A 26,210-nucleotide genomic window follows, 5' to 3' on the forward strand; every position below is an offset into this window, starting at 1 on the left:
CCCGGCGCAGCAGGATCCTCCTCGCGCTCCGTGCCCCATTGACCGTGTCGGCCCTTGTGCTGACCGCTCATGTCGCCCCGGCCGGCACATGGCTGCCGGGGCTGCGCCGGACGTGCTTTCCCGCCCTGGCCGGACTCGGCCACCCCGGGCATGTCGCCCTGACCTTCGATGACGGCCCGGACCCGCGCTCCACCCCGCTCTTCCTCGACGCACTGGACCGGCTGTCCGCCCGCGCCACCTTCTTCGTGCTCGGGGAAAGTCTGCTGCGCCATCCGGAACTCGGCCGTGACATCGTCCGCCGCGGCCATGAACTCGCCGTTCACGGCTGGACACACAGCCGCCCATGGCTTCCCGCCCCCGGCCGGGACCTGCGCGAGGTCTCCCGTGCCGCCGAAGCGGTGCGAAGGGTCTCGGGCGTCCGGCCGTTGTGGTACCGGCCGCCGTACGGAATCCTGACCGGCGGCCGGTGGACCGCCGCACTGGCCTGCGGGCTGCGACCGGTGCTGTGGTCGGCCTGGGGGCGGGAATGGGCGAAGGACGCGGCGTCCGAGGGGGTTCTGGCGACCGTACGCGGCGGGCTGCGCGGCGGCGGGACGGTCCTCCTGCACGATGCCGATCAGTCGGCGTCGTGCCAGTGGCAGCCGGTACTCACGACGCTGCCGGAACTGATCGACGGCTTGCGGACGGCCGGGCTGACCGTCGGCCCGCTCGCCGACCACGGCCTTGCGCCGGCACGGCGGACGGGGTTGAGCGCGCCGGTTCCGACGGAGAAACCTCACGGCCGCCCTTCTTCCTCTCCCGGACGCAGGAACCACTGACGCGCCGCATCCGCGACGTCTTCCAGGGCACCGGGTTCCTCGAACAAATGTGTGGCACCGGGAATCACGTGGAGCCGGTGCGGCACACGCAGTCGCTCGGCCGCCTCCCGGTTCAGCATCAGTACGTGCCCGTCGTCGCCGCCCACAATCAGCAGCACAGGGGATCGCACCCGGCTCAGCGCCTCAGCAGCCAGGTCGGGGCGGCCGCCACGGGACACGACGGACCGGATACGGCCGGGCCGCTCGGCCGCCGCCACGAGGGCAGCGGCGGCCCCGGTGCTCGCGCCGAAGAGCCCCAGAGGCAACTCCGCCGTGTCCGGCCGGTCGCCGAGCCAGTCGACCGCGGACACCAGGCGTCGCCCGAGCAGGCCGATGTCGAAGCGGTACTGCCCCGACACGGCGTCCAACCGCTCCTCCTGCTCGGTCAGCAGGTCCAGCAGCAGCGTGCCCAGCCCCGCCTCCCGCAGGGACGCGGCCACGGCCCTGTTGCGCGGGCTGTGGCGCGAACTGCCGCTGCCGTGGGCGAAGAGCACCACCCCCGCGGCCTGCTCGGGAATCACCAGGTCGCCGACGATCGCCGATCCGTCAACAGGCAGGGAAACCGCTTCGGATCTCATCACTGTCATCGTCTCCTTCCCGAGGTGCGCCGAGGTGCGCCGAGGTGCGGCCGACCCGCGCACGGAGCGGGATCAATGGCGTGCACGGTGCGACGTCGTATCTACGCTCCCCCACGCGTCCGGGTCCGTGTTCCCACGGTCGCGCGAGCCGTCGCCGCAGGCCACCCTGGAGTCATGGCGACACCACCGATCACCATCCACGCACCGACGCCGTCCGGCGGCCGGCTCGTGACCGTGCACATCAACGGCCGCGACGAGACGCTCGGCATGGCACACAGCGATCAGGACCTCGTCGTGTTCCACGCCGACGCCGGGTCGGCGAACCCGGAGCTGATCCTCAACAACCCCGCCGTGGTCCAGTGGCAGGGCACCGCAGCGCATCGCTACGAGAGCGCCTGACCCACCGCGAGCGTCGGTGCCCGCGCGGGCGCATCCTGGGGGCATGGGTGCTCCGATCGTCGTGCACCGCCCGGCACCGGGCACGGGCGGCCGGGCGGTCACCATCAACGGTGGTCTCGCCGGCCTCGCACACAGCGACCGCGACCTGATCGGTTTCCTGCGGCGGGCCGGGGTCTACGATGCCGAGCACCTCCTCGACGACCCGGCCTGGATCGAATGGCGCGAGGGCCGGGCCCACTGCTACGAAGCAAAATGACCGGCGGGACGAACGTGTGCGCGCTCGTCCCGCCGCGCCGGGACCCGCCTTCGCCGAAGCGACGGGGCCATCACGGTGCGCGTCGCGAGGCGCGGGCGGCTACCGGATGATCGTCTCTTCGAGCACCTACGCGTTACCCGGCCCGAAGGGCTCCACCAGGCAACGGAAGCGGGCCGGGTCCACCGCCGGCGGTTCGCTGCCGTGCCACGCGACGGTGCGCCGAAGCCGATGAGGCGTTCCGGTGCACGAGGGGCGGCTCATTGCTCGTCCTCGGTGGTCCCGACCGGGTCGGCGGTCCGTGCCGGAAAGAGCACGGACCAGCGAGCTTCCTCCTCACGCTGCTCCTCGCTCCGTCGCAGCCATGCCTGGACGGTCAGGGACACCACGGCGGTGGTGCCCGCGACCGCCAGCAACGCGGCCATGCCCGGATCGACCGGTATGAGCAGCAGAAACACCGTGAGGGCCGCCGACACCCAGCCGGTCAGCACAGCGGCCGCGGCCAGTCGCCGGGAGCGCGGCCGGTCCTGGCCGGCCCGCAGATCGATATAGGCGGGCAGGTACCAGACGTTGCCGGACGCGAAGAGCACGACGACACCGACCGCCAGAACACCGTGGGACATCGGGGAGCACTCTCCTGAGAGCGGGGTTGCGGAAGGGGGAGAGGGAAGGGTCAGTGCGGCACTGCGGGTTCGAGTTCAAGTGCGGCGATCTCCGGATGGTGCAGATCGAAGGCCGGGGACTCGCTGCGGATGCGGGGCAGGGAAGCGAAGTTGTGCCGGGGCGGAGGGCAGGACGTGGCCCATTCCAGGGAGCGGCCATAACCCCAGGGGTCGTCGACGGTGATCTTCCTGCCGTACTGGCTGGTCTTCCAGACGTTGTAGAAGAAGGGCAGGAACGACAGTCCGAGGAGGAATGAGCCGATGGTGGAGAGGGTGTTGAGAGCGGTGAAACCGTCAGCGGCAAGATAGTCCGCGTACCTGCGCGGCATTCCCTCGGCTCCGAGCCAGTGCTGCACGAGGAACGTGAGGTGGAAGCCGACCGTCAGCACCCAGAACGTGATCTTGCCCAGGCGCTCGTCGAGCATTTTGCCGGTGAACTTCGGCCACCAGAAATGGAATCCGGCGAACATCGCGTACACGACCGTACCGAAGAGCGTGTAGTGGAAGTGGGCGACAACGAAGTACGAGTCGGAGACATGGAAGTCCAGTGGCGGTGAGGCCAGGATGACTCCGGTCAGTCCGCCGAAGACGAATGTGATCAGAAATCCAGTGGTCCACAGCATCGGTGTCTCGAAGGACAGCGACCCCTTCCACATCGTGCCGATCCAGTTGAAGAACTTCACTCCGGTCGGTACGGCGATCAGGAAGGTCATGAAGGCGAAGAAGGGCAGCAGTACGCCACCGGTCACATACATGTGGTGGGCCCAGACGGTGACGGACAGGCCGGCGATGGCGATCGTCGCGGCGACGAGACCGATATAGCCGAACATCGGCTTCCGGGAGAAGACCGGAATGATCTCGGAAACGATACCGAAGAACGGCAGAGCCAGTACATAGACCTCTGGGTGGCCGAAGAACCAGAAGAGGTGCTGCCAAAGAAGCGCGCCTCCGTTGGCGGGATCGAAGATGTGTGAGCCGAACTTCCGGTCCATCTCCAGCGCGAAGAGTGCCGCGGCCAGGACCGGGAAGACCATGAGGATGAGTACGGCGGTCAGCAGTACGTTCCAGGTGAAGATCGACATCCGGAACATGGTCATTCCTGGGGCACGCATGCAGATGATGGTGGTGATGAAATTAACCGCTCCGAGGATGGAACCGAAACCGGAAAGCGCCACGCCCATGATCCACATGTCGGCGCCGATGCCCGGCGAATGCGTGGCGTCGGACAACGGGGCATAGGCGAACCATCCGAAGTCGGCGGCGCCCTGCGGAGTGAGGAACCCTGCGGCGGCGATCAGTGAACCGAAGAGGAACAACCAGTACGCCAGCATGTTCAGTCGCGGGAACGCCACATCGGGTGCGCCTATCTGAAGCGGCATGAGCCAATTGGCGAATCCTGTGAACAGCGGCATCGCGAACAGGAGCAGCATCACCGACCCATGCATGGTGAATGCCTGGTTGAACTGCTCGTTGGAAATGATCTGCGTCCCGGGACGGGCTAGTTCGGCACGCATCACGAGTGCCATCGCGCCGCCGATCAGGAAGAAGACGAACGCGGTGACGAGATAGAGCGTGCCTATCTGCTTGTGGTCGGTCGTCGTGAGCCACGAGACGACGATCCGCCCGCGGGACGAACGGCCCGGCAGATCGGTACCGGGTCGCATCGCCGGCTCTTTCGCGTCGGCCCGGGTGGCCCGGCGACCGTTCCTGGTGGAGTGCGCGTCGACGATGGCGGCTCCGGGTCCGGGGGGCACCGGCCCTTGTGAGGGGGCGGCTTGACTGCCCTGAGATTCCATTGCGTCCACCGGACCGTGTCCGGCGGATCGCGAGGGGACGGACCGGACCTTCCCGACCGCACCATGCTGGCCATGAGCGTCGAAGCCCCCCAGGGACCGACAGGTACCTTCCACGGGGCCGACCGGCCCTACTGCCGACCCGTCAGGCGGCCGACCGGCCTCACCCGAGCCGGTTCCGGGGGCGACAGTGCACCGGCGGGCCCTTCGGCCCCGTGGCTGCCGTAGGCTGACCGTCCGTGGACCGGTCCCAGCCGTGCGGTGATCCGGTGAGCATTTTCCCGGTATACGGCACACGGACCCAGAGAGCGGCGCCCCGATGACAGAGACAGCACCTACCGCGCCCGACTCCTCCTTCGGAGTTCCCTCTCCCGGCTCCGCCTCCCCCGCCCCCGACTCGCCCGGAGCCCCCTGCCCCGGTCCGGCCATCTGGCCTCAGCCCAGTCGGCCGGACAGGATGCGCAGTCTGCTGGACGCCGTGATGAGTCTGGGGCGGGGCCTGGAATTGCCCGAGGTGCTCCGCGGGATCGTGGAGGCCGCGGTGACCCTGACCGACGCGGAGTACGGAGCGCTCGGCATTGTCGGGGACGGGCAGAAGCTGCTGGAGTTCCTGCCGGTCGGCATATCGGAGCAGCTCGCCGCCGTGATCGGCCAGACGCCGTGCGGGCGCGGAATCCTCGGTGAGCTGATCCATCACCCGGAACCGCTGCGGCTCACCGATCTGAGCCGCCATCCGCGCAGCTTCGGATTTCCGCCCCATCACCCCCCGATGCGCACCTTCCTCGGGGTGCCGGTGCGGGTCCGCGACGAGGTGTTCGGCAACCTCTACCTCACCGAAAAGCGGGGCGGAGTGAGTTTCGACGCCGACGACGAGGCGGTGCTGACCACCTTGTCGATCGCGGCCGGGGTCGCCATCGACAACGCCCGCATGTACGACGAGAGCCGTCGCCGGGAGCGGCGTCTGGAGGCACTGGGCGAGATCACTCGCGCCCTGCTCTCGGGGACGGACACCGACGAGGTGCTGCATCTGATCGCCGAGCGGGCGATGGAGGTGGCGGGGGCCGACCGGGCCGCGATTCTGTTGCCGACGCCCCCCGCGTCCCTCTCCGGAGTTTCGGAGACATCCGGGGCCGAGGCACGTCTCACCGTGGTCGTCGCCCACGGCAGGGACTCCGAACGCGTGGCGGGGCTGTCCGTACCCGCGCGGGGATCACTGGCCGGACTCGCCGCCCGTACCGGGACACCGGTGCACTGCGCCGATGTCCGGACCGATCCCCGGGCGCACCCGTTCGGCGACGGTGCCGAGGACGGTCTGGGGCCGGTGGTGACGGTGCCTTTGCGAGTCGACACGGGGGCAAGGGGCGCGCTGCGCCTTGGGCGGCCGGTGGACCGCCCGCCGTTCGACGACACCGAGGTAGCGCTCGTCTCGGGCTTCGCCGACCAGGCGGCCATCGCCCTGGAACTGGCCCGTAGGCGGGCCGAGTCCGAGGAACTCGCCGTCATGCACGACCGGGACCGGATCGCCCGCGATCTGCACGATCTGGCGATCCAGCGTCTCTTCGCGACCGGGATGACTCTCCAGAGCACCACGCGTGCCATCGCGGACCGGCCGGACGCGGCCGAGCGGGTCAGCCGGGCGGTGGATGATCTGGACACCACGATCCGGATCATCCGGTCCACCATCTTCGATCTGCGGACGGCGGACGGTTCGGGCCGCGGCGGGCTGCGGCACCGGATGACGGAGACCGCTCGCACGGCGGCACACGCCCTGGGTTTCCGGCCCTCTGTGCGGATCGACGGGCCGGTGGACACCACGGTGCCGGACGAACTGACCGAACACGTGCTGGCGGTCGCCGCCGAGGCGGTGTCCAATGCCTCTCGCCATGCCCGTGCCACTCGTATCGGCATCGTGCTGTCGGCCGACGACGCGGTGACCCTGACCGTCACCGACAACGGCATCGGAATCCGGGACGGTGTCACGACCGCGCCCGGGACGGGGGCAGCGGCCGATGCCGACGAGCCGACGGCCGGGCGCCTCGGAGGGCTGGCCAATATGCGTACGCGGGCGGAGCTGTGCGGCGGCACACTGGCCATCGAACGGCCGGCGGACGGCGGCACCCGGATCATCTGGCGCGTGCCGCTCCACGACTGACGCCTGAGTGCCCGTCAGCTTCCCGGGGCCGGGGGCCACCCCTGGCGGTCCTTGATCCGACCGACGAGCATCGCGGCCTGGATTCGGCGGGCCACGCCCAGTTTTGCGAGGATCGAGGAGATGCGGTTCTTGACGGTCTTCTCGGCCAGGAAGAGACGTTCCGCGATCTCTCGGTTGGTGAGGCCCTCGCCGATGAGATCCAGGATCTGCCTTTCCCTGGGCGTGAGTCCGTCCAGTTCCGATGCCTCCGGCGCCTCGGCAGGGGTGCGCTGGGGGCCCCGCAGCCGTGCCATCACGCGGGCGGTCGTCCGTGGATCGAGCATCGAGGTGCCTGACGCGACCGTGCGTACGGCGGCGATCAGATCGGCTCCGTTGATCTGCTTCAGCACGTACCCCGCAGCGCCCGCCATGATGGCGTCGAACAGCGCCTCGTCATCATCGAACGACGTCAGCATCAGGCAGGCGAGTTCGGGCATCAGGGCACGCAACTCCCGGCATACCTCGATACCGGCGTGGTCACCGCCCTGGTCGTCGCCGAGACGGACATCCAGTACGGCGACCTGCGGCCTGCTGGCCGGTACGCGGGCCAGCGCCTCCCGGGCGTCGGACGCCTCGCCGACGACCTCGATGCCGTCCTCGGCTTCCAGCAGGTCGCGTACGCCGCGCCGTACGACTTCGTGGTCGTCCAGGATGAAGACGCGTACGGGGGCCGCGGACTGCGACGGGGGCGTGCTCAGTGGGGTGGTGCTCAGTGGGGTGTTCGCGAACTCATTCACATCATGCTCGATCGGTTCGGGGAGAGGGCCGGAACCAGTATGTGCCGGTCCGCAGGCCTGTTCCCGCCGGGGTGCCAGGGCATGGCAAACGGCGTCCGAACAGGGCCGAAAGGCCCTGTCACCGGGGGCCGGTCAGCGGGCATGACGCGGTGCCATACTGACGCCGCCAAGATCGTCCGGGCACCCCGGACATCCCCTTCCGGCCACCCCACTGCGCTGCACCGAGGAGTCATCGGCCCATGAACACCCCGAGCGAGGACTACCACGCACTGCTCGCACGGCATGACGCGATGCGGCTGCGACGACGCATCCTGACCCCGTCCGACAGCCGCCCCGAACCGTGGAGCGCCAAGGCCCCGCAGGCGTACGACGGAACCGCCGACCAGCGTCTGATCAGCGACTTCCTGCCACTGGTGAGCCCGCTGGAGGAGCTGATCGCCGAACTGTACCGGCTGCTGTTCGAGCGGCATCCGTATCTACGCTCATTGTTCCCCGAGTCGATGGCGTTCCAACAGGTCCATCTCGTAGGAATCTTCCGCTATCTGATCGGCAATCTGCACCGTACGGACGAGATGATGGGCGTCTTCGAGCAGTTGGGGCGCGACCATCGCAAGCTCGGTGTGCGCCCCGCGCATTTCGAGGCCTTCGAGGCGGCGCTGATCGAGGCACTGCGCGTGCGCGCGGGCGCCCGGTGGACCAGCGCGCTGGAGGACGCCTGGCTGCGGATGTTGCGGCTGGCTGTTTCGGCGATGGTCAGGGGCGCGGACCAGGCGATCGCCGAACCGCCCAGCTGGGAGGCGACAGTGACCTCGCACGAACTCCGCACGCCCGATCTCGCGGTGCTGCGGGTACGGCCCCACCAGCCCTACGCCTTCGAGGCCGGACAGTACGCGTCCATGGAGTCGCCGCTGCTGGAACAGGCGTGGCGTCCCTACTATCTGGCCCGCGCGCCGCATCCGGACGGTGAGCTGGAGTTCCATGTACGGGCCCGGGGCGCCGGCGGGGTGAGCGATGCGCTGGTGCACGGTACACGGGAGGGCGGCACCGTCCGTCTCAGCGCCGCGCGCGGCTCGCTGGCGCTGCCCGATCACATTCCGTCCGCAGACATTCTGCTGATCGCCTCCGGTACGGGCTGGGCTCCGATGAAGGCGCTGCTCCAGCGGATCGATGCCGACCGGTCCCGTGCGCACCGGGTACGGCTGCTGCTCGGTCTCGCCGCGCCGCAGGACAGGGCGGCGGTCGAAGAGATGTACGACGCGGCATATCTGGAGGCGTTCCGGCGCGGACGCCCCTGGCTGACCGTCATCGCGGCTGATACGACGGATGCCCGCTTCGCGGGCGCCGGGCTGCGGGCCCTGAACGGAATACTGACCCCACGGCGTGGAGCCGCCGCCCGGCAGCACGCCATTCTGGCCCTGGCCCCCGAGGCCTCCACGACCGGGACGGTGCAGGCCCTCACCGCGCGGCTGGTCGCCGCCGGAGTACCGGTCGCACAGATCCATCACGAGACCACCGGCATCGACGCGGTCACAGAAACGTCTGCCAGTACGACCAGAACCGGGTTGCTATCAGCATGACGAGGGCCAGGCACCAGGTCACCGGCACCACGAGGGGGAACTCCAGCACCACCGCGACCAGGGCGCGTGGGGCAGGCAGGACACCATGGCGCAGATTGTGCACCGTGGTGTGGCAGAAGAGGAAGATGGTGGCCACCCACACGAGCACGCACCACAGGCAGAGGGCGCCTATGTCGTACAACGCCTGCGTCATCAGCCACATGCAGAAGCCGACGCCGAACAGCGCGCCGAGGTTCAGCCCCAACCAGTACCAGCGCCGATAGCGTGCGCCTGCAAGCAGGCCAGCGCCGGTCCCCATCACCACCCCGAAGGCGACAAGCCCGATGAGCGGATTGGGAAAGCCGAACACCGACGCCTGCTCGCTGCGCATCACATTCGTGCAGGACACCACGGGACTCAGCGAGCAGGCGGGCACGAAGCCGGGGTCGGCGAGCAGTTCGAACTTGTCGATCGTGATGACGAAGGAGCCGAGCAGCCCGAGCGCGGAGGTGATCACCAACAGCCACCCGAACCCCTGCCTCGCCCCGGCGCTCTCCCGGCCGTAACCCGCCCCGGACACACTGGACCGGTCGTCGGTCTCGGGTTCTTCCGCCGCCCTCCCCGCCCCACGTTCCGACGGTTTCATGTCCGCCCCCGTACGCAACCGTCCGGCCAGACGACCTCCACCCGGATTCCTCGCGCACGCGCGAAGGCAACCAGATGTGCGGTGGCGTCCCGGCCGTCCGACGGCGATCCGTCCCACACGGCGAGCACGGTCCGGCACGTCTCCACCAGACGTTCATCAGCGCTGACACACGCGTTGCGGTCGGCCGGATCGAGAGCCACCAGCCGTACGTGTTCGGCCAGGACCAGCAACTCGCCTGCGGCCGACCGGTCCCGCTCAGGCAGCACGGCGGGAACAGCGCCCTGGACCGGCAGCAGCACGGTCAGCTTCCGCCCGGCCTCCCTGGCGGCCCGCCCGAACACCAACGGCAGCCCCGCCCCGACCCGCACCAAGGCGGCCGCACCCTCTGCCAAGCGGTCCAGTCGCGCTCTCAGTTCATCTTCCACCAGATCCAGGGTTCTCTTGCCGAGGTCTTTGTGCCCGACGACTGCGATCACCACGTTTCCCTTCTGCTCTCGCACCCGCACCGTCCGAACGCTCCCGCATGCCACGTCACGGCCCGCCCAGGAGCGGTTACTCGACCGGTCCGCAGCATGTGATGCACCGCAGTGAACCCATCGGAGGTCAGACGCCGATAGGGCCGTTCGGCCCTGGGGCCGTTCGGCCCTGGCGTGGGAACGGGCCACACGATGTACTCATGCGGCAGGTGAGCAGACCAGGAGACGAGGCAGCCCCCATGAGCCACTCATGCCATCAGTCGCCCCAGCCGTCGGTGCGCACGGCTGTGACCACACCACCGGAGGCGGCACCGTTCTCGGGTCCGGCGGCCACCGGGCCGCGCCGCACGGTCGAGTTGACGGGTACCGAGGCACTGAGCCTGCTCGGCAGGACGTCGCTCGGGCGGATCGTCTTCACTCAGCGCGCGCTGCCCGCCATCCGACCGGTGAACCATCTGCTGGACCACGGTCAGATCGTCATCCTGACCCATCAGGACTCGGATCTGTTCGCCCAGGCCCACGGCCATGGCGATCGGGGAGTCGTGGTCGCCTACCAGGCCGATGACATCGATCCGCTGACCCATCTGGGCTGGAGTGTCGTCGTCACGGGGTACTGCCGCCCGGTCGGCGATCCGGAAGCGCTGACGCGCTACCAGCGGCTGCTGCGGCCCTGGTCGGGCCCGGTGATGAACTGTGCGGTACGCATCCGTCCGCATCTGGTCACCGGAATCCGGCTGGCCGGCCTTGGCCCTTCATGAGGCACTCAGTGCGTCTCGGGCTCCGCAGCCCCTTCCTTCCGGTCCGGACCGAACTCCTGCTTCGCGCTCCGGAAGCATTCCTCGAAGCCCAAAGACTCCGGGCTGTCACCCGGCCGAGGCGGGCGGGCCGTTCACGGAAAACCGGGCTCGCGCTCGTGCGATCAGGACGGCCGGGTCAGGGCGCGCCTGCAGCACGTTCAGGATCAGGAGCCACCACTGGTCCAGCCGGGACCCGAGTTCCTGCTCCCTCGCCACCTCGTCGGTGAGGTTGTACAGACCGTACAGCGCGCACACGAGCGTTGTGGCAGTACCCGATGGCTCGATCCCCTCGGCGAGTTCACCCTTGGACCGGGCCTCGGCCAGAAGCCGCGTGACGGCCCCGGTCCAGGCGGCAAACGGTGCGGGCACGGCCGCGTCGATGCTGCGGCGCTCGGCCCACAGGCGTGCGCCTGCGCGGGCTACGACGTCCTCGCGCAGGACTCTGGCGACTTCGAAGCTCAGGGCGACGAGTTTCTCGAGCGGCGGGACGTCCGGGTCCGTGTAGTACGGGGTCAATTGCGGCCATGCGGCGAACTGTTCGCGGACGACGGCGAGGGCGAGCTTCTCCTTGCTGGAGTAGTGAAAGTAGACGGCCCCACTGGTCTTCCCCGAGCGGCCGCTTATGTCATTGATGCTGGTGCCCACATATCCCCGTTCGACAAAAAGATGTGCTGCGGCTTCCAATAGGGATCTCCGGGTTGCCCGCGCCCTGTCTTGCACGTATGTTCCACCTTCGTTCATTTATTCGAAACGATGGACGCAGGGAGGTAGTGCGCCCGCACATTGACGACGCTTCGCCGCCAACCGCACAACTTTTATTATCTTCGACCGTGCGTGCATACGGGTGACATCGATAAATCGCGGCCACATCCGGATGGATCCGCGAACGGGACTGCTCCATACGGTCACTGGCACATGATGCACCTCAACTGACCTGACTTGCAGTCCAGTTGATGCGACCTACGGCGCTCCACAGCCGGTCTCCGGCGCGCTCCGCCCCTGCGCGCCTAGCCTGCAACCGGCCTGCCGTCAAACACTCGAAGTAGTGATTGCGCCCCTCTTCCCACAAAATTAACGTAGCGATCACGATGTTTTCCGGCTCGACCCATGCGGCGGATGGCGCCTGCAGCGGTGGGCCCCACGGAGGCGAATCGATCGCCTCAGCGCGCGGTCAGGAAAGACCGCTCGGCATCCCAGTCCCAGCAGTCGAGCGCATCTCTCCCGCAGTCCGACATCTCACCGAACTCAGCGGCACAGCGGGAATTGCACTCTCTCCGAGAACGGCAGAGAAATGACAGCTCATAGCTTCTTCGACTGGTCTCCGGCCGCCATCGTCTTCGATTGCGACGGAACCCTGATGGACACCGAACGTCACTGGCAGGACGCACGCAACAGAGTCTTCAGAGAGTTCGGTCTCAAGCCCCCGGCCGGATTCGCCGAGCGAGCCAAGGGAGTGCATTACACCGAGTGCGGGAGCCTCATGGCCAGAGAGACCGGAAAGCCCGACCTCACCGGCGATATGACCCATTCGCTTCTCCGACACTTCACGGCGCTGGTCGCCGCAGACCCTGTCACCATGCCGGGCGCGGCGGCGCTGGTCCGTCTGGCCGCCCGCCACCTGCCGCTCGCGGTCGCCAGCAACTGCCCGCTGGACATGGTGGAGTCAAGCCTGGATCGAGCCGGACTGCTGGGCCACTTCGGCCACATCGTCGTCGCGGGCGCCGGATTGCGGCCCAAGCCCCATCCCGACGTCTACGCCTCCGCGGCAGATCTCTGTGGCGTGCGGCCGCAGGACGCGCTGGCAGTGGAGGACTCCGTCATCGGTATCGACTCGGCGCGAGCCGCCGGCCTACGCGCTCTGGGTGCCGGCCCTCGCCCTGCCGGACGGGGTGCGGACCGGGCCGATTTATGGGTCAGCACCCTGGCCGACCCGGAGCTGGTGGCCTGGGCCAACGCCTGGATCGCCGGCTGATCGTTACGGAATGAGATTCGCAGGCGTCTCAAGCAGATGATGCCGCAGGCGAGTTGGAGCATGCCGGGATGGAGGCCGGCGCGTGTCTCGTAGGGATGCGGAGCCGTTTGAACTCGTGGAGCCAGGCGGCGCTCAACGACCCACCGTGTCCTGCCCGGGCCCGAGCCGTGCGAGTCACCGCGGTGGGCGTTCAGCGAGTCCCGGGTGCGGCCCCACCGGATCTGTGCCCGCTTGTCGCGCTGCGGCGGAACGTCGATCCACTTGTCGTCCGGCGGGACTTGCGTCGCCACACCGTCGACAACTCGGACAGGCACCCGCCGGCCCTCCACGCGGTTCTCGGAGCGGCACCCGTGGCCCTCACGGCTCAGCATGCCGTGAGGGCCACGTCGACGCCCGTGCGACGCAAGGCGGACGGACTACGCGGGAAGCATGGCGCGGCGTCCGGGTGCGGCCGAGGACTGCATGGTCATGCCGCCGTCCACCACGAGGAGCTGGCCGGTGAGGTAGCGGGACTCGTCGGAGGCGAGGAAGACCATGGTGTGGCCGATGTCCTCGGGCGAGCCGAGGCAGGGAAGGGCGTTTCCGCTTTTCAGGCTGTCGACGTGGGGGAGGTTGTTCTCCAGGGAGGGGGTCATCACGGCGCCGGGGGCGATGGCGTTGCAGCGGATGTTCTTGGGCCCGTACTGCGTGGTGACCGACTTGGTGATGCTGACCACCGCGGCTTTGACGGCGCCGTAGGAGGTCTGAAGGACGTCGCCGACGAGTGCGGCGACGGACGCCGTATTGATGATCGAGCCGCCGCCGGAGCGGACCATGTGCGGGATGGCATGCCGGGAGCCCAGGAGGGTGCTGCGCATGTTGAGGCTGACCGCTCGGTCGAACTCGGCCATGTCCATGCGGAGCAGGTCGAGGTCGGTGCGGGGGTTGGTGCCGCCGACGTGGTTGCACAGGATGTGCAGGGCGCCGTACTCCTCGACGGTGGCGTTGATCATGTCGGCGATGGAGTCCTCTTCGAGGACGTTCACGGTGAGGGGCAGGGCCTGGCCGCCCGCGGCGGTGATGAGGTCGGCGGTCTCCTGGGCGGCCTGGGTGTCGTAGTCGGCTACGACGACGCGGGCGCCTTCCTTGCTCATGAGTTCGGCTGCGGCGCGGCCGATGCCGCTTCCGGCTCCGGTGATGACGGCCACTTTGTCCTGCAGGCGGTTCATCGTGGTGCTCCTTGCTGGTGGGCGGGGGCCCGTGAGGGTTCAGTGGTTCCCGGCGGTGGCCGGGGCATCGGCCGGCCGGGACGCTTGGTGGCCGGCGTGCCGGGCCGCCGTCCCGGCGCGGGGGATAGCGAGGGTGAGCAGCAGGCCGACGACCGCGGCGAACACGGCCACCACGTAGGTCATGCGGAATCCGTGCCCGGTCGGGATCTGCGCCGGCCCCAGCTGCGTGGTCATGTTCGCCAGGATGGCTGCCATGACCGCGCTGGCGGTGGAGGTGCCGATGGAGCGGTCCCTGGCCCGTCCCGAAGAACGGTGGGCGCGAACGACTCGCGGCCGACCGCGCCATCAGCCTCGAGGGCACCGCCCGGCTGATCGACGCCACCGGATGGAAGCCGGAGACGACCCAGCGGTTCCTGACCCTGCTGACCCAGTTCAATGAAGGCATCGCACAACTCGAAGGGCTCTCCTGGCCCGGAACATCACAGGTCGACGCCGCTGGCCCGAAGGGCTGATGGGCCGCACCCCTCCGTGGCGGCGGAGTGACTCTTGCGAAGGATTCGCCCATGAGTGAACGCGGCGAGCCCGACTTTCCGGGGAGCCGTCCCGCGAGCTGAGGGGCGAGCGGCTCAAGGAGCGCCTCTACGCCTCGCCGACCCTCCTCGCGGTCCTGGTCGGGCCGGCGCAGAGTGGGCATCCCACCCAACAAGGGAGCGGTCACCTCGGTTGCGGCGACCGCGCTAGGTGTTCTAGGTCAGTGACGGATTGCACGGTTGGGTGATCTTGAACGAGTGAGGGCCCAAGTCTCATCGGGACCACGATCGAGTGGTACGACAACTCATCCGATCAGAGCTACGACCTGCTGTTTTCCCGCCACTGACCCGCTGAAGTCAGCACCGAACCAGCACCGGAGATTCTCGTACTGGGTGAAGGATCGAGAAAAGTACGCTCAAGCCGGTTCGGAACTCGGCCACAGGCCCTGAAGAAGGTCACTCACCGTAGCAAGCTCACCCAGTCAGACGCCGAACCGTGCTTGGACGACAACATGGAGCAGGCCCCTACTCGGCGACCAGGCTCGGGCCCCACCGTCCACACGTGATCCGCCCGCCCCGAGCCGTGGAGACGCATATGCTCCTGACATAATTCGCGCATGTCGAGCCGAGACACGATCCAGTACGCCCCCGACGCGGGACTCCTCATGATCCCGGGCGATCCGGCGAAGGACTTCGCCCCGGGCTTCGCGGTCTTCGACGACTCCGTCCCCGCTCTGCGCGCGTTCGTCCTGGGCTGGCTGCGGAAGGAAAACGTCAGGCCGGCACCGCCCAAGGCGAAGTGCGATGCCGTCCTACCCGTACGCGTTGGTCTCGTCCCCCGGCCCGACAACGACTACGACACGCGTGCTGTGTCGGTCGCCGCCCCGCCCCACCACGGCGGGTCCGTTCTCGACCGGCACATGGGCTATCTCTACAGCAGCGCGCTGCACGTCACGAGCGAGAGCATCCGCGATCTCACCGAGGAGGCCGGGACGCCCGTCGGCTGCCACGGATGGATAGAGCTCCACGACCTCGAAGCCGATGGCCGCTTCTACGACGACGAGGACGACGACGACGGGGATGGCGAGGACGAGGACGACGCGGACTGGGAACCCAGCCGCCACGAGCTGGTGTCGTGGACGGAGCAGAAGGCCTTCGGGTATGCGGTCGGTTCCGTACGGGTCCTGCTGCCCGAGCGTCAGACCGTGCGCGCCCTCGTGGACTCGTACCTGGCCGCTCGTCGGCAAGAGGCCGACCGGTGCACGGAGAAGGAGCCGGCCCCGACCGGTGTCGAGCAGGGCCTGCGCCGGGCGCTCGCCGAGCGGCTCGCCATCCGGCTACGGACCGGTCTGAGCCATCGCGCCGCCGGCGGGGCCTGGGGCCAGGAGACCGAGCGTGACCGCGCGCGGCAGCGCCGGGACGCCGAGGCACGGCCGCTCCTGCGCGCCTGGGCGACATATCAGAGCTCGCCACACGGTTTCCGTGACCTGCGTGCCGTCACCCGGTCCGTCTTCCACCACACCCGAATCCTCGTCCTGGACGGGTCCGGCGTGGAGGTCGGGCAGTACCACCAGCCGGACGGCCCGCTCACCCTGGTCGACGAGCGGGTGCGCGCCGAGGCACTCGACGCGCTGCGCGTGCACGGGGTGGACGTGGATACGTCCGAAGACCTGGTGACCCTGGGCGGCTTCCCGGACGCGGTGGTCGTCGCGGGCGGAGGCAGGTGGTCGCTCCGGCTCTCGAAGCCGGGGGTGTCGCGGGGCGGACTTCCAGAGGCCGGCTGGTTCGACCCGGACTCGGGCACGCTCACGGTATACGCCGCGTCGCTCGCCGAGCCGTTGACGGTGCTGCTGCGCCGGCACGGCGTACGGCCACTGCTCGTGACCTGGGGCACGCCGCGCGAGGAGGTGGAGCGGCACAACCTCCGTGCCGCGGTCGCGCCGGCCGGGATCAGCCCGGTCGGCCGCTCCAGCCGGGTGACGGCCGCCGCGCAGCGGCTGGTCCCGGAGCCCCACCGCCGCTGGCTCGGCGCGAAGCCCGACGCCGGGGAGGCTCTTGCCGCGAAGGCGGGGAGCCTGCTGCCGCCGCTCGTCGACGACACGGTGGAGAACCCGTACTACCGGCGAGCCCTGGAGGCGCTCTTCGGTGCCCCCGTGGACCTGGCGGGGCGCGGGCCGTGCCGGCTCTGCGGGCGCTCCTCCCAGTCGGCACGCCAGGGGCTCTTCTACTGCCACGGCTGTTGCGCCCTGGCGAGGAACGGGGTGCTGCGGGACACGGGAGCGGACGGAGCGTGGACGGAAGCGATCGTGTACGCGCTGCGCAGGCTCGCGGAGATCGAGTTCTCCGGGCCGCCGTCCCTCGCCCAACTGGACCGTGTCTGTGTCCCGTTCGAGGACTCCGATCTGGTCGACGAGGTGATGCTCTGCCGTTTCCTGGTGCCGCGTCCTGGCTCCGCGCTGCTGAGTGCGCGGCCGTCGCGCCCGGCCCGCACTTGGACGGAGTGGCTGGGACACGCAGGGCTCCTCACGGACGGGGTCCGCACCTCGATGGGTACGGCGACCACGGCCACGGACGGGCATCTGTGCCGCTCCCTGTTCGAACGGCACGTGGACGACTTCCTCCACCACTGGGGCGTGGCCCATGAGCCGGAGCCCGCCTACCCCCGCCACCCGGAACTCAACACGACCGGCCTGCGGGCGGACTGGCGTCTGGCGGACGGCACGTTCGTCGAAGCCCTGGGCCTCATGGCGAAGGAGGCGTACGCGGCGAAGGTCGCGCGCAAGCGGGAACTGGCACGCCACCACGGTCTGCGTCTTGTCACCGTCACGGCCGAGGACCTGGGCCGCCTCCCGGAGGTCTTCGCGGACTGGCTCCCCGAGGACTCGGCCGGCTGAGACCGGGGAAAGCCGGTTCCGTCGACTTGGAAGAGCCCGATGCAGCAGCGCTGGCCCATGGACTTGACCATGGTAGGGAGCATCATCGATCACTGCATGTCGCCCTCACCAGGGCACGGCACATTGCTCTGGCCGTCTGACAGCCGGGTATGGCTACCTGATTTCGTTGCCGAGCGGGAGCCCGCCTGCCAGTGGTGCGGAACGAAGGAGGATACGTCATGGTTCACCGATCGCGCCCCCGCGTGCACCTGCTGACGGGCGGGCCCGACTGGGAACAGCGGCGAGCCACCGTGAAGTCGGTGCCGTTCACCAAACGGCAGAAGGAGGCCCGCAAGCCGCTGCTGGCGCTGATGGAAGAGCTACGCGAAGCCGTCGCGAGAGGTGACTGGGCCTCCGCCCGCGCGGCCCGGTCGGCGGCCTGGGGCGAGGTGAACCGCCTCGCGGACAACCTCACGACGGAGGAACGCAAGCAGCTGTGGCGGTACAAGCGACGCATCGTCGCCGGTGAGGCCCGCGACCGTGCTCGACGCGCCAGTCAAGGCTGAGACCGGCGCACCGTCACGAGGTCAGCTCAAGGCGAGCAGGTGTCGTAGTGTCAGCTCCTGGGCGTCACGCGCGGACCCGTTGAACGCCCGGCGCACAATGGCCCTACTCTCATTACGGCATAGCGCGGCCAGCACGTCCCAGGTGGCCAAGCAGTCACCAAGAGCACTGTGCGAGGCGGTGTTCCCAGGAGAGTACAGAAGCGCCAGATCGGCCAGCCTGCTGCTTCCCCCACGACGCTGAACGCTCTGGTGGATCCGCATGGGGTCCACGACCTTCAACGGCCGCCCCACTCGGTCCTCCAGAGTAGGCAGGCCGTGGCGTCGGCACTCCGCGGCAAGGAACGGCAGGTCGAAGGTCCGATTGAACACGACCAGAGTGGCGCCGTCGACGATGTGCTTGGCAACCGCCCCAGTCACCTCGTCGATGGTCTCCCGAGGATTACGGCCGTGGTGGAGGGCTGTCACGTCGTCTATGCCGTGGATCCGATAGGAGTCCTTCACCGGTACGCCGGGATTGATGAGAACGCTGTCCCAGGCCAGCGCCCGTCGGTTCGCCAGCAGCCAGGCCGCCTCCACGATCCGGTCCTGGTGTTCGTTCAGGCCGGTCGTTTCCAAATCGAGGACGATGATCCATTCTTCAGGGAACCATCCGGTCGGGTAGCGCGTGTCAGAGGCAGCCTCGTGAAGGATGTCGTCGACCACACGCCGGTCGGCGGCGCGACTCGACTGGCACAGGGCGTGCGCGACTCCCGCTGGTGTGGTGTTGGCGGGCAGCCGGTGAAACTCCTGCTGTTTGTCGACGGGGCCGCCGGGCGAGGACAGGAACAGCGACGAAGCGGCACCAGGCCCCTGCAACAGTCCGATCGTGAGGCCGTACCGGGTGGACATGTCCTCGGCTTCCAACCCGATCAGAATCCGCTCTCCAGGTGACGTCGCCTCGCCCGGGCGCAGGAACTCCGCCCAGACGAGAGCATCGCCAGTCATCTCCCGCAGTCGCAAGTCCTCGTACTCGCCGCCTTCCGGATAGGGCTTCGTACACGTCCCGCTCCATCCGTCAGGAAGGGCTTCCAGCAGAGCTTGGAGAAACGGTTCGGGGGACCACGGGTCGAAGTACATGCGCCTACCCTGAGCAGCCGGCCACACGGCCGGGAAACTGGATTACGGACAGGATCGTAAAAGGCGCCCCACACCGCCGCGAACGCGGCCAGGCTGAACTCATCATCTGCACGACCGCGCCGTCGCGTACACCCGGCGCAGCGGAGACATATCGCCCTACGAAATCGGCAAGCCTCAAGGGCTTTTGGGATCCACGACCAAGCCCGCCTGCTGCGGCCACGTTTCCACACAGCACCTGGTGCATCATCCAGATAGCCAGCTTCATGAAGGTCGTGTTCCGCGGACACACCCCACCAAGGTGAAGACGGGGGCAAATGAACAGACGCCAGTCATGGACCTGGTGTTAGCAGCCATGATCGAGGGTGGCCAGATACCCGAGCGCGGAGCAGACCCCCTTGGTGACGACCCGGTCGGAGCCTACCGGTCCTCCAGCGCTTCACTGCTGGCCGCTTTCTCCCGTCCCGGGGTGCTTGAGCGGAGATATCGCGGACCCTTGGGGAGCGCCACGGGCGCCGAGCGATTGCAGATCCGCCTGTACGACCTGCTCGCTCACGGATGGGACCTCGCCCAGGCCACCGGAATCCCTGCCCTGCTGCCCGAAGACCTTGCCGAGCAGAGCCTGGCGTTCGTTCGGGTCCAATTCTCCGCTCAGTCCCGAACGGGACGATTCGCCGAGCAGCAACCCGTCGAGGAGACCGCTCCGGCCATCGATCGGCTTGCCGCGTTTCTCGGCCGATCGGTCCCACCGCAGCTGTGAGACCAATCGATGGCAACACGACTTCACCCAGACTGAAGGAATCCCGACAGGGATGAGGGTTGCGCACTACGGACGAGGTTGGGTCAGAACGGCCTGCGGTCACCCGGACGAGGTAACAGGTCCAGGTCCAGGCACTCTCAGCGGCGCCAAGGAGCTACGGACGAACGCGGAACTCGGGGACTATTGCTCACCCGTGTCCCAGACGGCCGACCTTTGATGGACTCATGCCATGACGACATTGCTGCCCCGCATCCTTCGAGCACTTGAACAGTTCCATGCCGCCCATCCCTGGGACCACAACGCCCACTACCACCGGCGGATCCTGCGCCAGCTCCCGAGACGCTTCAACAGCGCCTTGGACGTCGGATCGGGCAGCGGTGACCTTGCCAGGCTCCTGGCCTCACGGGCAGGAGGAGTGGTGCACGGCATCGATGTCGACGCCGCCATCGTCGCTCGCGCGCGGGAGCTCACAGCCCCGACAGCCCCGGTGACCTTCACCGTCGGAGACGTACTGAACGAGATACCGCTTGGCCTCTACGACGTCATCACATGCGTCGCCACCATCCATCACCTGCCGTTCAGCGACGCCCTAACCCGCTTTCGACAGCACCTGGCGCCCGGCGGAACACTGGTCGTCGTCGGTCTCTACCGTCCACAATCTCGGAGCGACTACCTGATCGACGCCGTCGCCATTCCGTCGAATGTCGCCATGGCATGGATCAAGAACAGGGGCCGCAAGTCACCGCGACCGACCTCGATGACTGCCCCGACCCGACCGGCGACCATGAACTTCGCAGACATCGTGCGCGAGGCTCGCCACGAACTACCCGGCGCACGGCTCCGCCGGCGACTGTTCTGGCGCTACACGCTGGTCTGGCACCAGCGCTGAACGGTCAGCGCGCCACGGTCTGGCATCGGAACGAGTTGAAGCTGTCGAACTCGTGAACATCTGGACCGTCCACCAGTCGCTGCCTCCATCCACGACATCTGTCGCGCACACGGCACCGAACGAGTCATGCCACTGAGCTGGGAAAACGTGGTGCCCTCCGCGTCCACTCGCCCCTCAAGCCCGAGAGAAAATCCGTGGTGAAGGCATGCTTTGCGGCCGTCGGTCGTGCCGTGCGACGTCTTCGTCTTGGTTTCCGGGTGCCCGTACTCCACCGGGGCGGCGTCACAGGCGCCCTCACGCGGGCGCAGAAGTCGTTCTGCACCCAGAAGTCTCCGATGGCGGATCCGGCACGTCCGAGGCCGAGTACAGCGGCGAACACGGCAGCGTTGCGGTGTGACATGCGGAAGGTCCTTGTCTCTGGGGTGTTCGGGGCCGGGCTGTCCGGTCCTCCGCGCCACCCCGACCACGCGGGCCGGGGCGCCACGGGGAGCCGTCAGGCGCTCACGGGAGCCGGGGAAGGTATGTCGAGGTCAGTGCCGCGCGGGGCGCTGTCGAGTCCGGCACCGAGCGGCAGGCCCGGATCGACTGCTCGTACTCCCCGGAGCGGATCCGGTCGTGCAGGAGCTGGCCGGCGACCATGCCATGCCCGCAGGCGGATCGCGGTGAGGGCCTCGGTGTCGGCGCCGGCGTCGGTCGCGGCCTGTGCGGCGGCGGCATCGGCAAGCTGGTCGGCCGACTTGAGGCCGGCCGTGCGTCGGGAGTGCTGCGCCCGGTAGTGCGCCCACCAGTCCAGGGCGTGGGTGTCGGTCACCCGCTCGTCCCAGGTGGCGTACGTGCGGCGGGTGCCCTCGGGGTCGGTGGCCCACTGGGCGGCCCATAGCCGGGCGAGGTCGGGCAACTGGGCAATGACCGCCAGGACCTGCGCGCCGCGGTGGCCGAAGGCGCGCCAGGCGTCCGTCTCCTCGACGACGCGGATCCGGTGGGACATCAGCCAGTACGGGGCGAAGTCGGCGCCCCAGTTACCGATCTCGCCGTGCGGCTCCACGACGAACAGCCGCACAGGCCAGCCCGACTCGAGGCGCTCCAGGATCTCGCCGGGCCGGGTGTACATGTGGAAGTAGCTGAACGGCTTGTCCGTGTACCACTTCTGCCCGGGCCGGGGTGATCGATGGTCCGGCCGATGTGGTCGGCGATGTTGACGGTCGGGACGGCCTCGCCCTGCCGGATGGCATACCTGGCGTGGTCCTCGCAGGTGGGCGGCAATGTGGCCAGTTCCTCGGCGAACTGCGGGGCGATCCCTGCGGCATGCCTCCGCAGTGCGAGAGGTGCCGCGATCTGGTTCCCGAATGCCGAAGTTCAACACTGCGTAGTCAGCACCAAGTCAGCACGGGACAGGTGATCAGGGGTGCTGACATGCGGTTTCAGGTCAGCACCAAACCAGCACGGGAGTCAGCACCAGGGCAATAAACCATGCCTAATAGCGCAATCCTGACAGGCGCCTGCCGACCTTCAATACGGTCCTCGAAGCAGTCTCGACGTGCCTGTCATAGTGGCCCCGCGCACACCCGGCCCGAGAACTATGGTGTCCCGCCACATGTGCCTCTGACCTGCCCATTCCTACGGTGTGGCGACACGAAACCGTCCCCGCCAACCGCCCGGAAGTGGTGTTCATGGCTGCCTCGGCATCCGCCCCGCCGACCACCCGCTCGCTCAAGCGCATCGTCGCAGCAAGTCTCATCGGGACCACCATCGAGTGGTACGACTTCTTCCTGTACGGGTCAGCTGCCGCGCTGGTCTTCAACAAGCTGTTCTTCCCCGAGTCCGAACCGCTCGTCGGCACTCTGCTCTCGTTCCTCACCTACGCGGTCGGTTTCGCCGCCCGGCCGCTCGGTGCCCTGGTGTTCGGCCACTACGGCGACCGGCTCGGCCGCAAGAAGCTGCTGGTGCTCAGTCTGCTGATGATGGGCGGAGCGACGTTCGCCATCGGGCTGTTGCCGACGCATGCCACGGTCGGGGCCGCCGCTCCCGTACTGCTCACCCTCCTGCGCCTGGTGCAGGGCTTCGCCCTCGGTGGTGAGTGGGGTGGGGCCGTGCTGCTGGTGTCGGAGCATGGGGACGCCAAGCGGCGCGGATTCTGGGCCTCCTGGCCGCAGACGGGGGCGCCGGCCGGGCAGTTGCTCGCCACCGGGGTGCTCTCCGCGCTCACCGCGCTGATGTCGGACTCTGCCTTCGGAGCATGGGGCTGGCGCATACCGTTCCTGCTCTCCGGAGTCCTGGTGATCATCGGCTTGTGGATTCGTCTCTCTGTCGATGAATCACCGGTGTTCAAGGCCGCTCTGGCGCAGGCCGAGGAGCGCAAGGCGGCCGCCGCGGTCGCCGAGAAGATGCCGCTCGTCGCCGTGCTTCGGCACCACTGGCGCGATGTGCTGATCGCCATGGGCGCCCGGATGGCGGAGAACATCAGCTACTACGTCATCACGGCGTTCATCCTCGTCTACGCGACCACGGCAGCGGATCTGGACAAACAGACGGCCCTCAACGCGGTGCTCATCGCCTCGGCCATCCACTTCGCGGTCATTCCGCTGTGGGGCGCGCTGTCGGACCGGGTCGGGCGCCGGCCGGTCTACCTGGTCGGTGCGATCGGCGTGGGGCTGTGGATGTTCCCGTTCTTCGCGCTGATCGACACCCGGAGCTTCGGAAGTCTGCTGCTCGCCGTCACCGTCGGGCTCGTCTTCCACGGTGCGATGTACGCGCCCCAGGCGGCCTTCTTCTCGGAGATGTTCGCGACCCGGATGCGGTACTCGGGCGCGTCGATCGGGGCGCAGTTCTCGTCCGTCGCGGCCGGTGCTCCGGCGCCGCTGATCGCCACCGCGCTGCTCGCGGACTTCGACAGCTCCGTGCCCATCTCGCTGTACGTCATCGCGGCGGCGCTCATCACCGTGGTGGCGGTGCTCTGCGCCAAGGAGACCAGGGACCGGGATCTCGGGGACATCGAGGGATCCGGCGCGAAGCCGGTCGCACCCACGGTGGCGGCGGCCGACGCCCGTAGCGTCTGAGCCGTGAGCGCCGGGTGCGCCGGACGGGGCCGGGGGTACCGGGCCCCGTCCGCGCACCGTGGTATGTCAGTGCTGGCCGGTGGGTTCGAACCAGGTGGGTTCGTCGGTCAGGGACTGCTTGATCCTGAAGAGGGAGAACCCGTTCAACGGCGGCAGCGCGTCCACCGGGAACCAGTCCACCTCCAGCGACTCGTCGTCGTTCACGCGGGCCTCGCCGCCGGTCGCCCGGCAGCGGAAGGTGACGTCCAGGTACTGGCAGCGGTCGCCGTTGGCGTACTGCACCGGTGCCAGGGCCTGCGTGAGGACCACCCGCTCCGCCACACAGCGCACGGCGGTCTCTTCGTACACCTCGCGCTCCGCCGTCATCGCCGGCTGCTCACCCGGCTCGCAGATGCCGCCGATGACCGACCACTTGCCGGTGTCGGAACGCCGTCCGAGGAGCACGCGACCCTCGTCGTCGAAGACCACGGCGGTAACTCCCGGCAGCAGGAGCAGCTGTTGGCCCGCGGTGGCGCGGATCTCGCGGATGAAGTCAGGAGTACTCATGGGCCCGACCCTACGTGGCGCGCGAGTCGCTCAGCGGTTGCGCCGGACCCGTACCGAACGGGCGGTGACCCAGCCCAGCCCCACCACGGCGAGCAGGGCGAGGACTCCCTCGGGGAGCGTGCCCATCCGGGTCGCGGGCGTGAGCGAGGACCTCAGCGGCACCTTGTCCACGAGCGCGTCCGGGGTGAACAGCTTCGTCTTCTGGACGATGGTCCCGTCCGGGCGGATGACGGCGCTGACCCCGCTGGTGACGGGCACGACGACGGACCTGCTGTGCTCGACCGCCCGCACCCTGGACATGGCCAACTGCTGGTAGGTCATCTCGCTGCGCCCGAAAGCGGCGTTGTTGCTGGGTACGGCGATCATCTGGCCGCCGTGCATGACCGTGTCCCGTACCGCGTCGTCGAACGCGGCCTCGTAACAGGTCACGAGCCCCACGTTCGTACCCGCCAGGTCGAAGACGCCGACCTTCTTTCCGGGGCCGAAGTCGCGCCGTACCCGGTCCACGTCCGAGCTGAAGAGGCGTGCGAAGGACCGCATCGGAATGTACTCGCCGAACGGCTGGACGTGGCGCTTGTCGTACGTATCGCCGGGCCCCTCCTTCGGATCCCACTGGATGAGGGTGTTGCGCAGCTTGCCGGTGTCGGGCGCGACCACCGCCCCGATCACGGTGGGTACGCCGATGGCCTTCACCGCGTCGTCGATGACGATGCGGGCGTCGGCGTTCCGGTACGGGTCCAGGTCGGAGGAGTTCTCCGGCCACAGGACGAAGTCGGGCTGCGGCACCTTGCCCGCCTTCACGTCCTGGGCGAGCTGCTCCGTGCGGCGCGCGTGGTTGTCGAGGACGGCGCGGCGCTGGGAGTTGAAGTCGAGTCCGAGTCGCGGCACGTTGCCCTGGATCGCGGCGACGGTCGCGGTGCCGTCCTCGGGCGAGTCGTCCACGAGCGGCAGGGCGGCGAAGGCGGCGGCGACGGGGACCAGGACGGTCGCGGCCGCCGCGACGACGGCGGCCCGGGGTACCTCGCCCGTGGTGCGGTAGGTACGGAACCGGCGTACCGCTTCACCGAGCCCGAAGCCGCACAGGACCACTGCGAAGGAGAGCAGCGGTGTGCCGCCCACGGCCGCCAGCGGCAGGAACACGCTGTCCGCCTGGCCGAAGGCGATCTTCCCCCAGGAAAAGCCGCCGAACGGCACCCTGGCCCGGATTCCCTCGTCGAGGGCCCACACCGCGGCGGCCCACACCGGCCACCAGGCGAGCCGGGAGACGGCGGCGATCCCGATGCAGCCGACCGCGATGAACAGCGCCTCGGCCGTGGCGAGCGCCAGCCACGGCACCGGACCGACCTCCTCGCCCGTCCAGTACAGCAGCGGCAGCATGAAACCGAGCCCGGCGAGGAGGCCGAGGCCGAATCCGGCGCGCAGTCTGCGTTCGTGCAGCACCCAGCCGAGCAGGGCGAAACCGGGCAGAACCAGCCACCACAGGGGTCGCGGCGGGAAGCTCAGGTACAGCAGCACTCCCGCGATCACGGCGGCGGCGGGCCGTACGAGCCGCCGCACCGGCCGTCTCCCCCCTGACGCGGGGGCGGCTGCGGGCTGTTGCGGGTCGTCGACTGACGTGATGGTGGCGCTCACCCGGCGGAGTCTACGGTGGTCGGCTGTGTGCCGGGCAGCCCCTCGAGGGTGACGGGACCCTTCTTGCCGGATCGTTTCGCCGCTTTCCCGCACAGATACGGGCCCCTGCCGCTACCGTGT

General features: G+C 68.7%; 25 protein-coding genes and 1 pseudogene. 12 read left to right on the forward strand and 14 right to left on the reverse strand.

Annotated features, from left to right (window positions below; translation table 11 throughout):
- Nucleotides 1–38: 38 nt before the first annotated feature.
- Complete coding sequence (locus tag OG936_RS01620) at nt 39–818, forward strand: polysaccharide deacetylase family protein (protein ID WP_406491999.1); 780 nt, start codon at nt 39–41, stop codon at nt 816–818.
- On the opposite strand, the gene OG936_RS01625 is transcribed toward OG936_RS01620, so the two are convergent.
- Complete coding sequence (locus tag OG936_RS01625) at nt 776–1,435, reverse strand: dienelactone hydrolase family protein (protein WP_406500291.1); 660 nt, start codon at nt 1,433–1,435, stop codon at nt 776–778. The genes OG936_RS01620 and OG936_RS01625 overlap by 43 nt on opposite strands.
- Nucleotides 1,436–1,609: 174 nt before the next feature.
- Between OG936_RS01625 and OG936_RS01630 the strand changes: the two genes are divergently transcribed.
- Nucleotides 1,610–1,834 carry a hypothetical protein gene (locus OG936_RS01630; RefSeq protein ID WP_406492001.1) on the forward strand — a complete coding sequence of 75 codons (225 nt, stop codon included), beginning with the start codon at nt 1,610–1,612 and terminating at the stop codon, nt 1,832–1,834.
- Between the two features lie 43 nt (nt 1,835–1,877).
- Nucleotides 1,878–2,090: a hypothetical protein gene (locus tag OG936_RS01635; protein WP_266744535.1), complete on the forward strand. Its 213-nt coding sequence runs from the start codon at nt 1,878–1,880 to the stop codon at nt 2,088–2,090.
- A gap of 257 nt (nt 2,091–2,347) precedes the next feature.
- Here OG936_RS01635 and OG936_RS01640 read toward each other — a convergent pair whose 3' ends face one another.
- On the reverse strand, nt 2,348–2,710 hold the full coding sequence (locus OG936_RS01640; protein WP_406492003.1) for a hypothetical protein: 363 nt from the start codon (nt 2,708–2,710) through the stop codon (nt 2,348–2,350).
- 50 nt (nt 2,711–2,760) lie between these two features.
- Nucleotides 2,761–4,413 carry a cytochrome c oxidase subunit I gene (gene ctaD / locus OG936_RS01645; RefSeq protein WP_266752057.1) on the reverse strand — a complete coding sequence of 551 codons (1,653 nt, stop codon included), beginning with the start codon at nt 4,411–4,413 and terminating at the stop codon, nt 2,761–2,763.
- A gap of 586 nt (nt 4,414–4,999) precedes the next feature.
- Between ctaD and OG936_RS01650 the strand changes: the two genes are divergently transcribed.
- Nucleotides 5,000–6,694 (forward strand): GAF domain-containing protein, encoded by a 1,695-nt coding sequence (locus OG936_RS01650; protein ID WP_406492005.1) that lies wholly within the window; start codon nt 5,000–5,002, stop codon nt 6,692–6,694.
- Nucleotides 6,695–6,708: 14 nt separating this feature from the next.
- On the opposite strand, the gene OG936_RS01655 is transcribed toward OG936_RS01650, so the two are convergent.
- Entirely contained in the window at nt 6,709–7,431 is a 723-nt protein-coding gene (locus OG936_RS01655) for a response regulator (protein WP_406500292.1), read from the reverse strand.
- Nucleotides 7,432–7,709: 278 nt separating this feature from the next.
- Here OG936_RS01655 and OG936_RS01660 point away from each other — a divergent pair, with 278 nt between their 5' ends.
- Nucleotides 7,710–9,047: a globin domain-containing protein gene (locus tag OG936_RS01660; protein WP_406492007.1), complete on the forward strand. Its 1,338-nt coding sequence runs from the start codon at nt 7,710–7,712 to the stop codon at nt 9,045–9,047.
- Here OG936_RS01660 and OG936_RS01665 read toward each other — a convergent pair.
- Both OG936_RS01665 and OG936_RS01670 read right to left on the reverse strand, forming a co-directional pair.
- Nucleotides 8,998–9,672 carry a vitamin K epoxide reductase family protein gene (locus OG936_RS01665; RefSeq protein WP_406492008.1) on the reverse strand — a complete coding sequence of 225 codons (675 nt, stop codon included), beginning with the start codon at nt 9,670–9,672 and terminating at the stop codon, nt 8,998–9,000. The two genes, OG936_RS01660 and OG936_RS01665, sit on opposite strands and share 50 nt — an antisense overlap.
- Nucleotides 9,669–10,148 carry a hypothetical protein gene (locus tag OG936_RS01670; protein ID WP_406500293.1) on the reverse strand — a complete coding sequence of 160 codons (480 nt, stop codon included), beginning with the start codon at nt 10,146–10,148 and terminating at the stop codon, nt 9,669–9,671. The genes OG936_RS01665 and OG936_RS01670 overlap by 4 nt, the downstream gene beginning before the upstream one ends.
- Nucleotides 10,149–10,387: 239 nt before the next feature.
- Between OG936_RS01670 and OG936_RS01675 the strand changes: the two genes are divergently transcribed.
- Nucleotides 10,388–10,906 (forward strand): pyridoxamine 5'-phosphate oxidase family protein, encoded by a 519-nt coding sequence (locus tag OG936_RS01675; RefSeq protein WP_406492010.1) that lies wholly within the window; start codon nt 10,388–10,390, stop codon nt 10,904–10,906.
- A 105-nt stretch (nt 10,907–11,011) separates the two neighbouring features.
- Here the strand turns inward: OG936_RS01675 and OG936_RS01680 are convergent, their stop codons facing one another.
- Nucleotides 11,012–11,686, reverse strand: a complete 675-nt coding sequence (locus tag OG936_RS01680) for a ScbR family autoregulator-binding transcription factor (RefSeq protein ID WP_406492011.1) — start codon at nt 11,684–11,686, stop codon at nt 11,012–11,014.
- A gap of 550 nt (nt 11,687–12,236) precedes the next feature.
- On the opposite strand from OG936_RS01680, the gene OG936_RS01685 reads away from it, so the two are divergent.
- Nucleotides 12,237–12,917, forward strand: coding sequence for an HAD family hydrolase (locus tag OG936_RS01685; protein ID WP_383758312.1), 681 nt, complete (start codon nt 12,237–12,239; stop codon nt 12,915–12,917).
- 17 nt (nt 12,918–12,934) lie between these two features.
- Here OG936_RS01685 and OG936_RS01690 read toward each other — a convergent pair.
- The 3 genes and pseudogenes from OG936_RS01690 to OG936_RS01700 form a co-directional block, all read right to left on the reverse strand.
- Nucleotides 12,935–13,105 (reverse strand): annotated as a pseudogene (locus tag OG936_RS01690) (IS5/IS1182 family transposase); the annotation flags it as partial.
- A gap of 228 nt (nt 13,106–13,333) precedes the next feature.
- Complete coding sequence (locus tag OG936_RS01695) at nt 13,334–14,125, reverse strand: SDR family NAD(P)-dependent oxidoreductase (RefSeq protein WP_406492014.1); 792 nt, start codon at nt 14,123–14,125, stop codon at nt 13,334–13,336.
- Between the two features lie 39 nt (nt 14,126–14,164).
- Nucleotides 14,165–14,359 (reverse strand): hypothetical protein, encoded by a 195-nt coding sequence (locus OG936_RS01700; RefSeq protein WP_406492015.1) that lies wholly within the window; start codon nt 14,357–14,359, stop codon nt 14,165–14,167.
- A gap of 913 nt (nt 14,360–15,272) precedes the next feature.
- On the opposite strand from OG936_RS01700, the gene OG936_RS01705 reads away from it, so the two are divergent.
- A complete protein-coding gene (locus OG936_RS01705; protein WP_406492017.1) occupies nt 15,273–17,549 on the forward strand; it encodes a hypothetical protein in 2,277 nt (758 codons plus the stop codon).
- Between the two features lie 218 nt (nt 17,550–17,767).
- Nucleotides 17,768–18,094, forward strand: coding sequence for a hypothetical protein (locus tag OG936_RS01710; RefSeq protein WP_406492019.1), 327 nt, complete (start codon nt 17,768–17,770; stop codon nt 18,092–18,094).
- A 21-nt stretch (nt 18,095–18,115) separates the two neighbouring features.
- Here the strand turns inward: OG936_RS01710 and OG936_RS01715 are convergent, their stop codons facing one another.
- Nucleotides 18,116–19,210 carry an exonuclease domain-containing protein gene (locus OG936_RS01715; protein ID WP_406492020.1) on the reverse strand — a complete coding sequence of 365 codons (1,095 nt, stop codon included), beginning with the start codon at nt 19,208–19,210 and terminating at the stop codon, nt 18,116–18,118.
- A 352-nt stretch (nt 19,211–19,562) separates the two neighbouring features.
- Here OG936_RS01715 and OG936_RS01720 point away from each other — a divergent pair, with 352 nt between their 5' ends.
- Both OG936_RS01720 and OG936_RS01725 read left to right on the forward strand, forming a co-directional pair.
- Entirely contained in the window at nt 19,563–19,967 is a 405-nt protein-coding gene (locus OG936_RS01720) for a TIGR03086 family metal-binding protein (protein ID WP_406500294.1), read from the forward strand.
- Nucleotides 19,968–20,196: 229 nt separating this feature from the next.
- Nucleotides 20,197–20,856, forward strand: coding sequence for a class I SAM-dependent methyltransferase (locus OG936_RS01725; RefSeq protein WP_406492022.1), 660 nt, complete (start codon nt 20,197–20,199; stop codon nt 20,854–20,856).
- A gap of 493 nt (nt 20,857–21,349) precedes the next feature.
- On the opposite strand, the gene OG936_RS01730 is transcribed toward OG936_RS01725, so the two are convergent.
- Entirely contained in the window at nt 21,350–21,967 is a 618-nt protein-coding gene (locus tag OG936_RS01730) for a hypothetical protein (protein ID WP_406492023.1), read from the reverse strand.
- A gap of 559 nt (nt 21,968–22,526) precedes the next feature.
- On the opposite strand from OG936_RS01730, the gene OG936_RS01735 reads away from it, so the two are divergent.
- Nucleotides 22,527–23,912 (forward strand): MFS transporter, encoded by a 1,386-nt coding sequence (locus OG936_RS01735; protein ID WP_406492025.1) that lies wholly within the window; start codon nt 22,527–22,529, stop codon nt 23,910–23,912.
- Nucleotides 23,913–23,978: 66 nt separating this feature from the next.
- On the opposite strand, the gene OG936_RS01740 is transcribed toward OG936_RS01735, so the two are convergent.
- On the reverse strand, nt 23,979–24,458 hold the full coding sequence (locus OG936_RS01740; protein WP_406492027.1) for an NUDIX hydrolase: 480 nt from the start codon (nt 24,456–24,458) through the stop codon (nt 23,979–23,981).
- A gap of 30 nt (nt 24,459–24,488) precedes the next feature.
- Complete coding sequence (gene lnt / locus OG936_RS01745) at nt 24,489–26,090, reverse strand: apolipoprotein N-acyltransferase (protein WP_406492029.1); 1,602 nt, start codon at nt 26,088–26,090, stop codon at nt 24,489–24,491.
- Nucleotides 26,091–26,210 lie beyond the last annotated feature (120 nt).

The organism is Streptomyces sp. NBC_00846, from assembly GCF_045207325.1.
Taxonomy (GTDB): domain Bacteria; phylum Actinomycetota; class Actinomycetes; order Streptomycetales; family Streptomycetaceae; genus Streptomyces.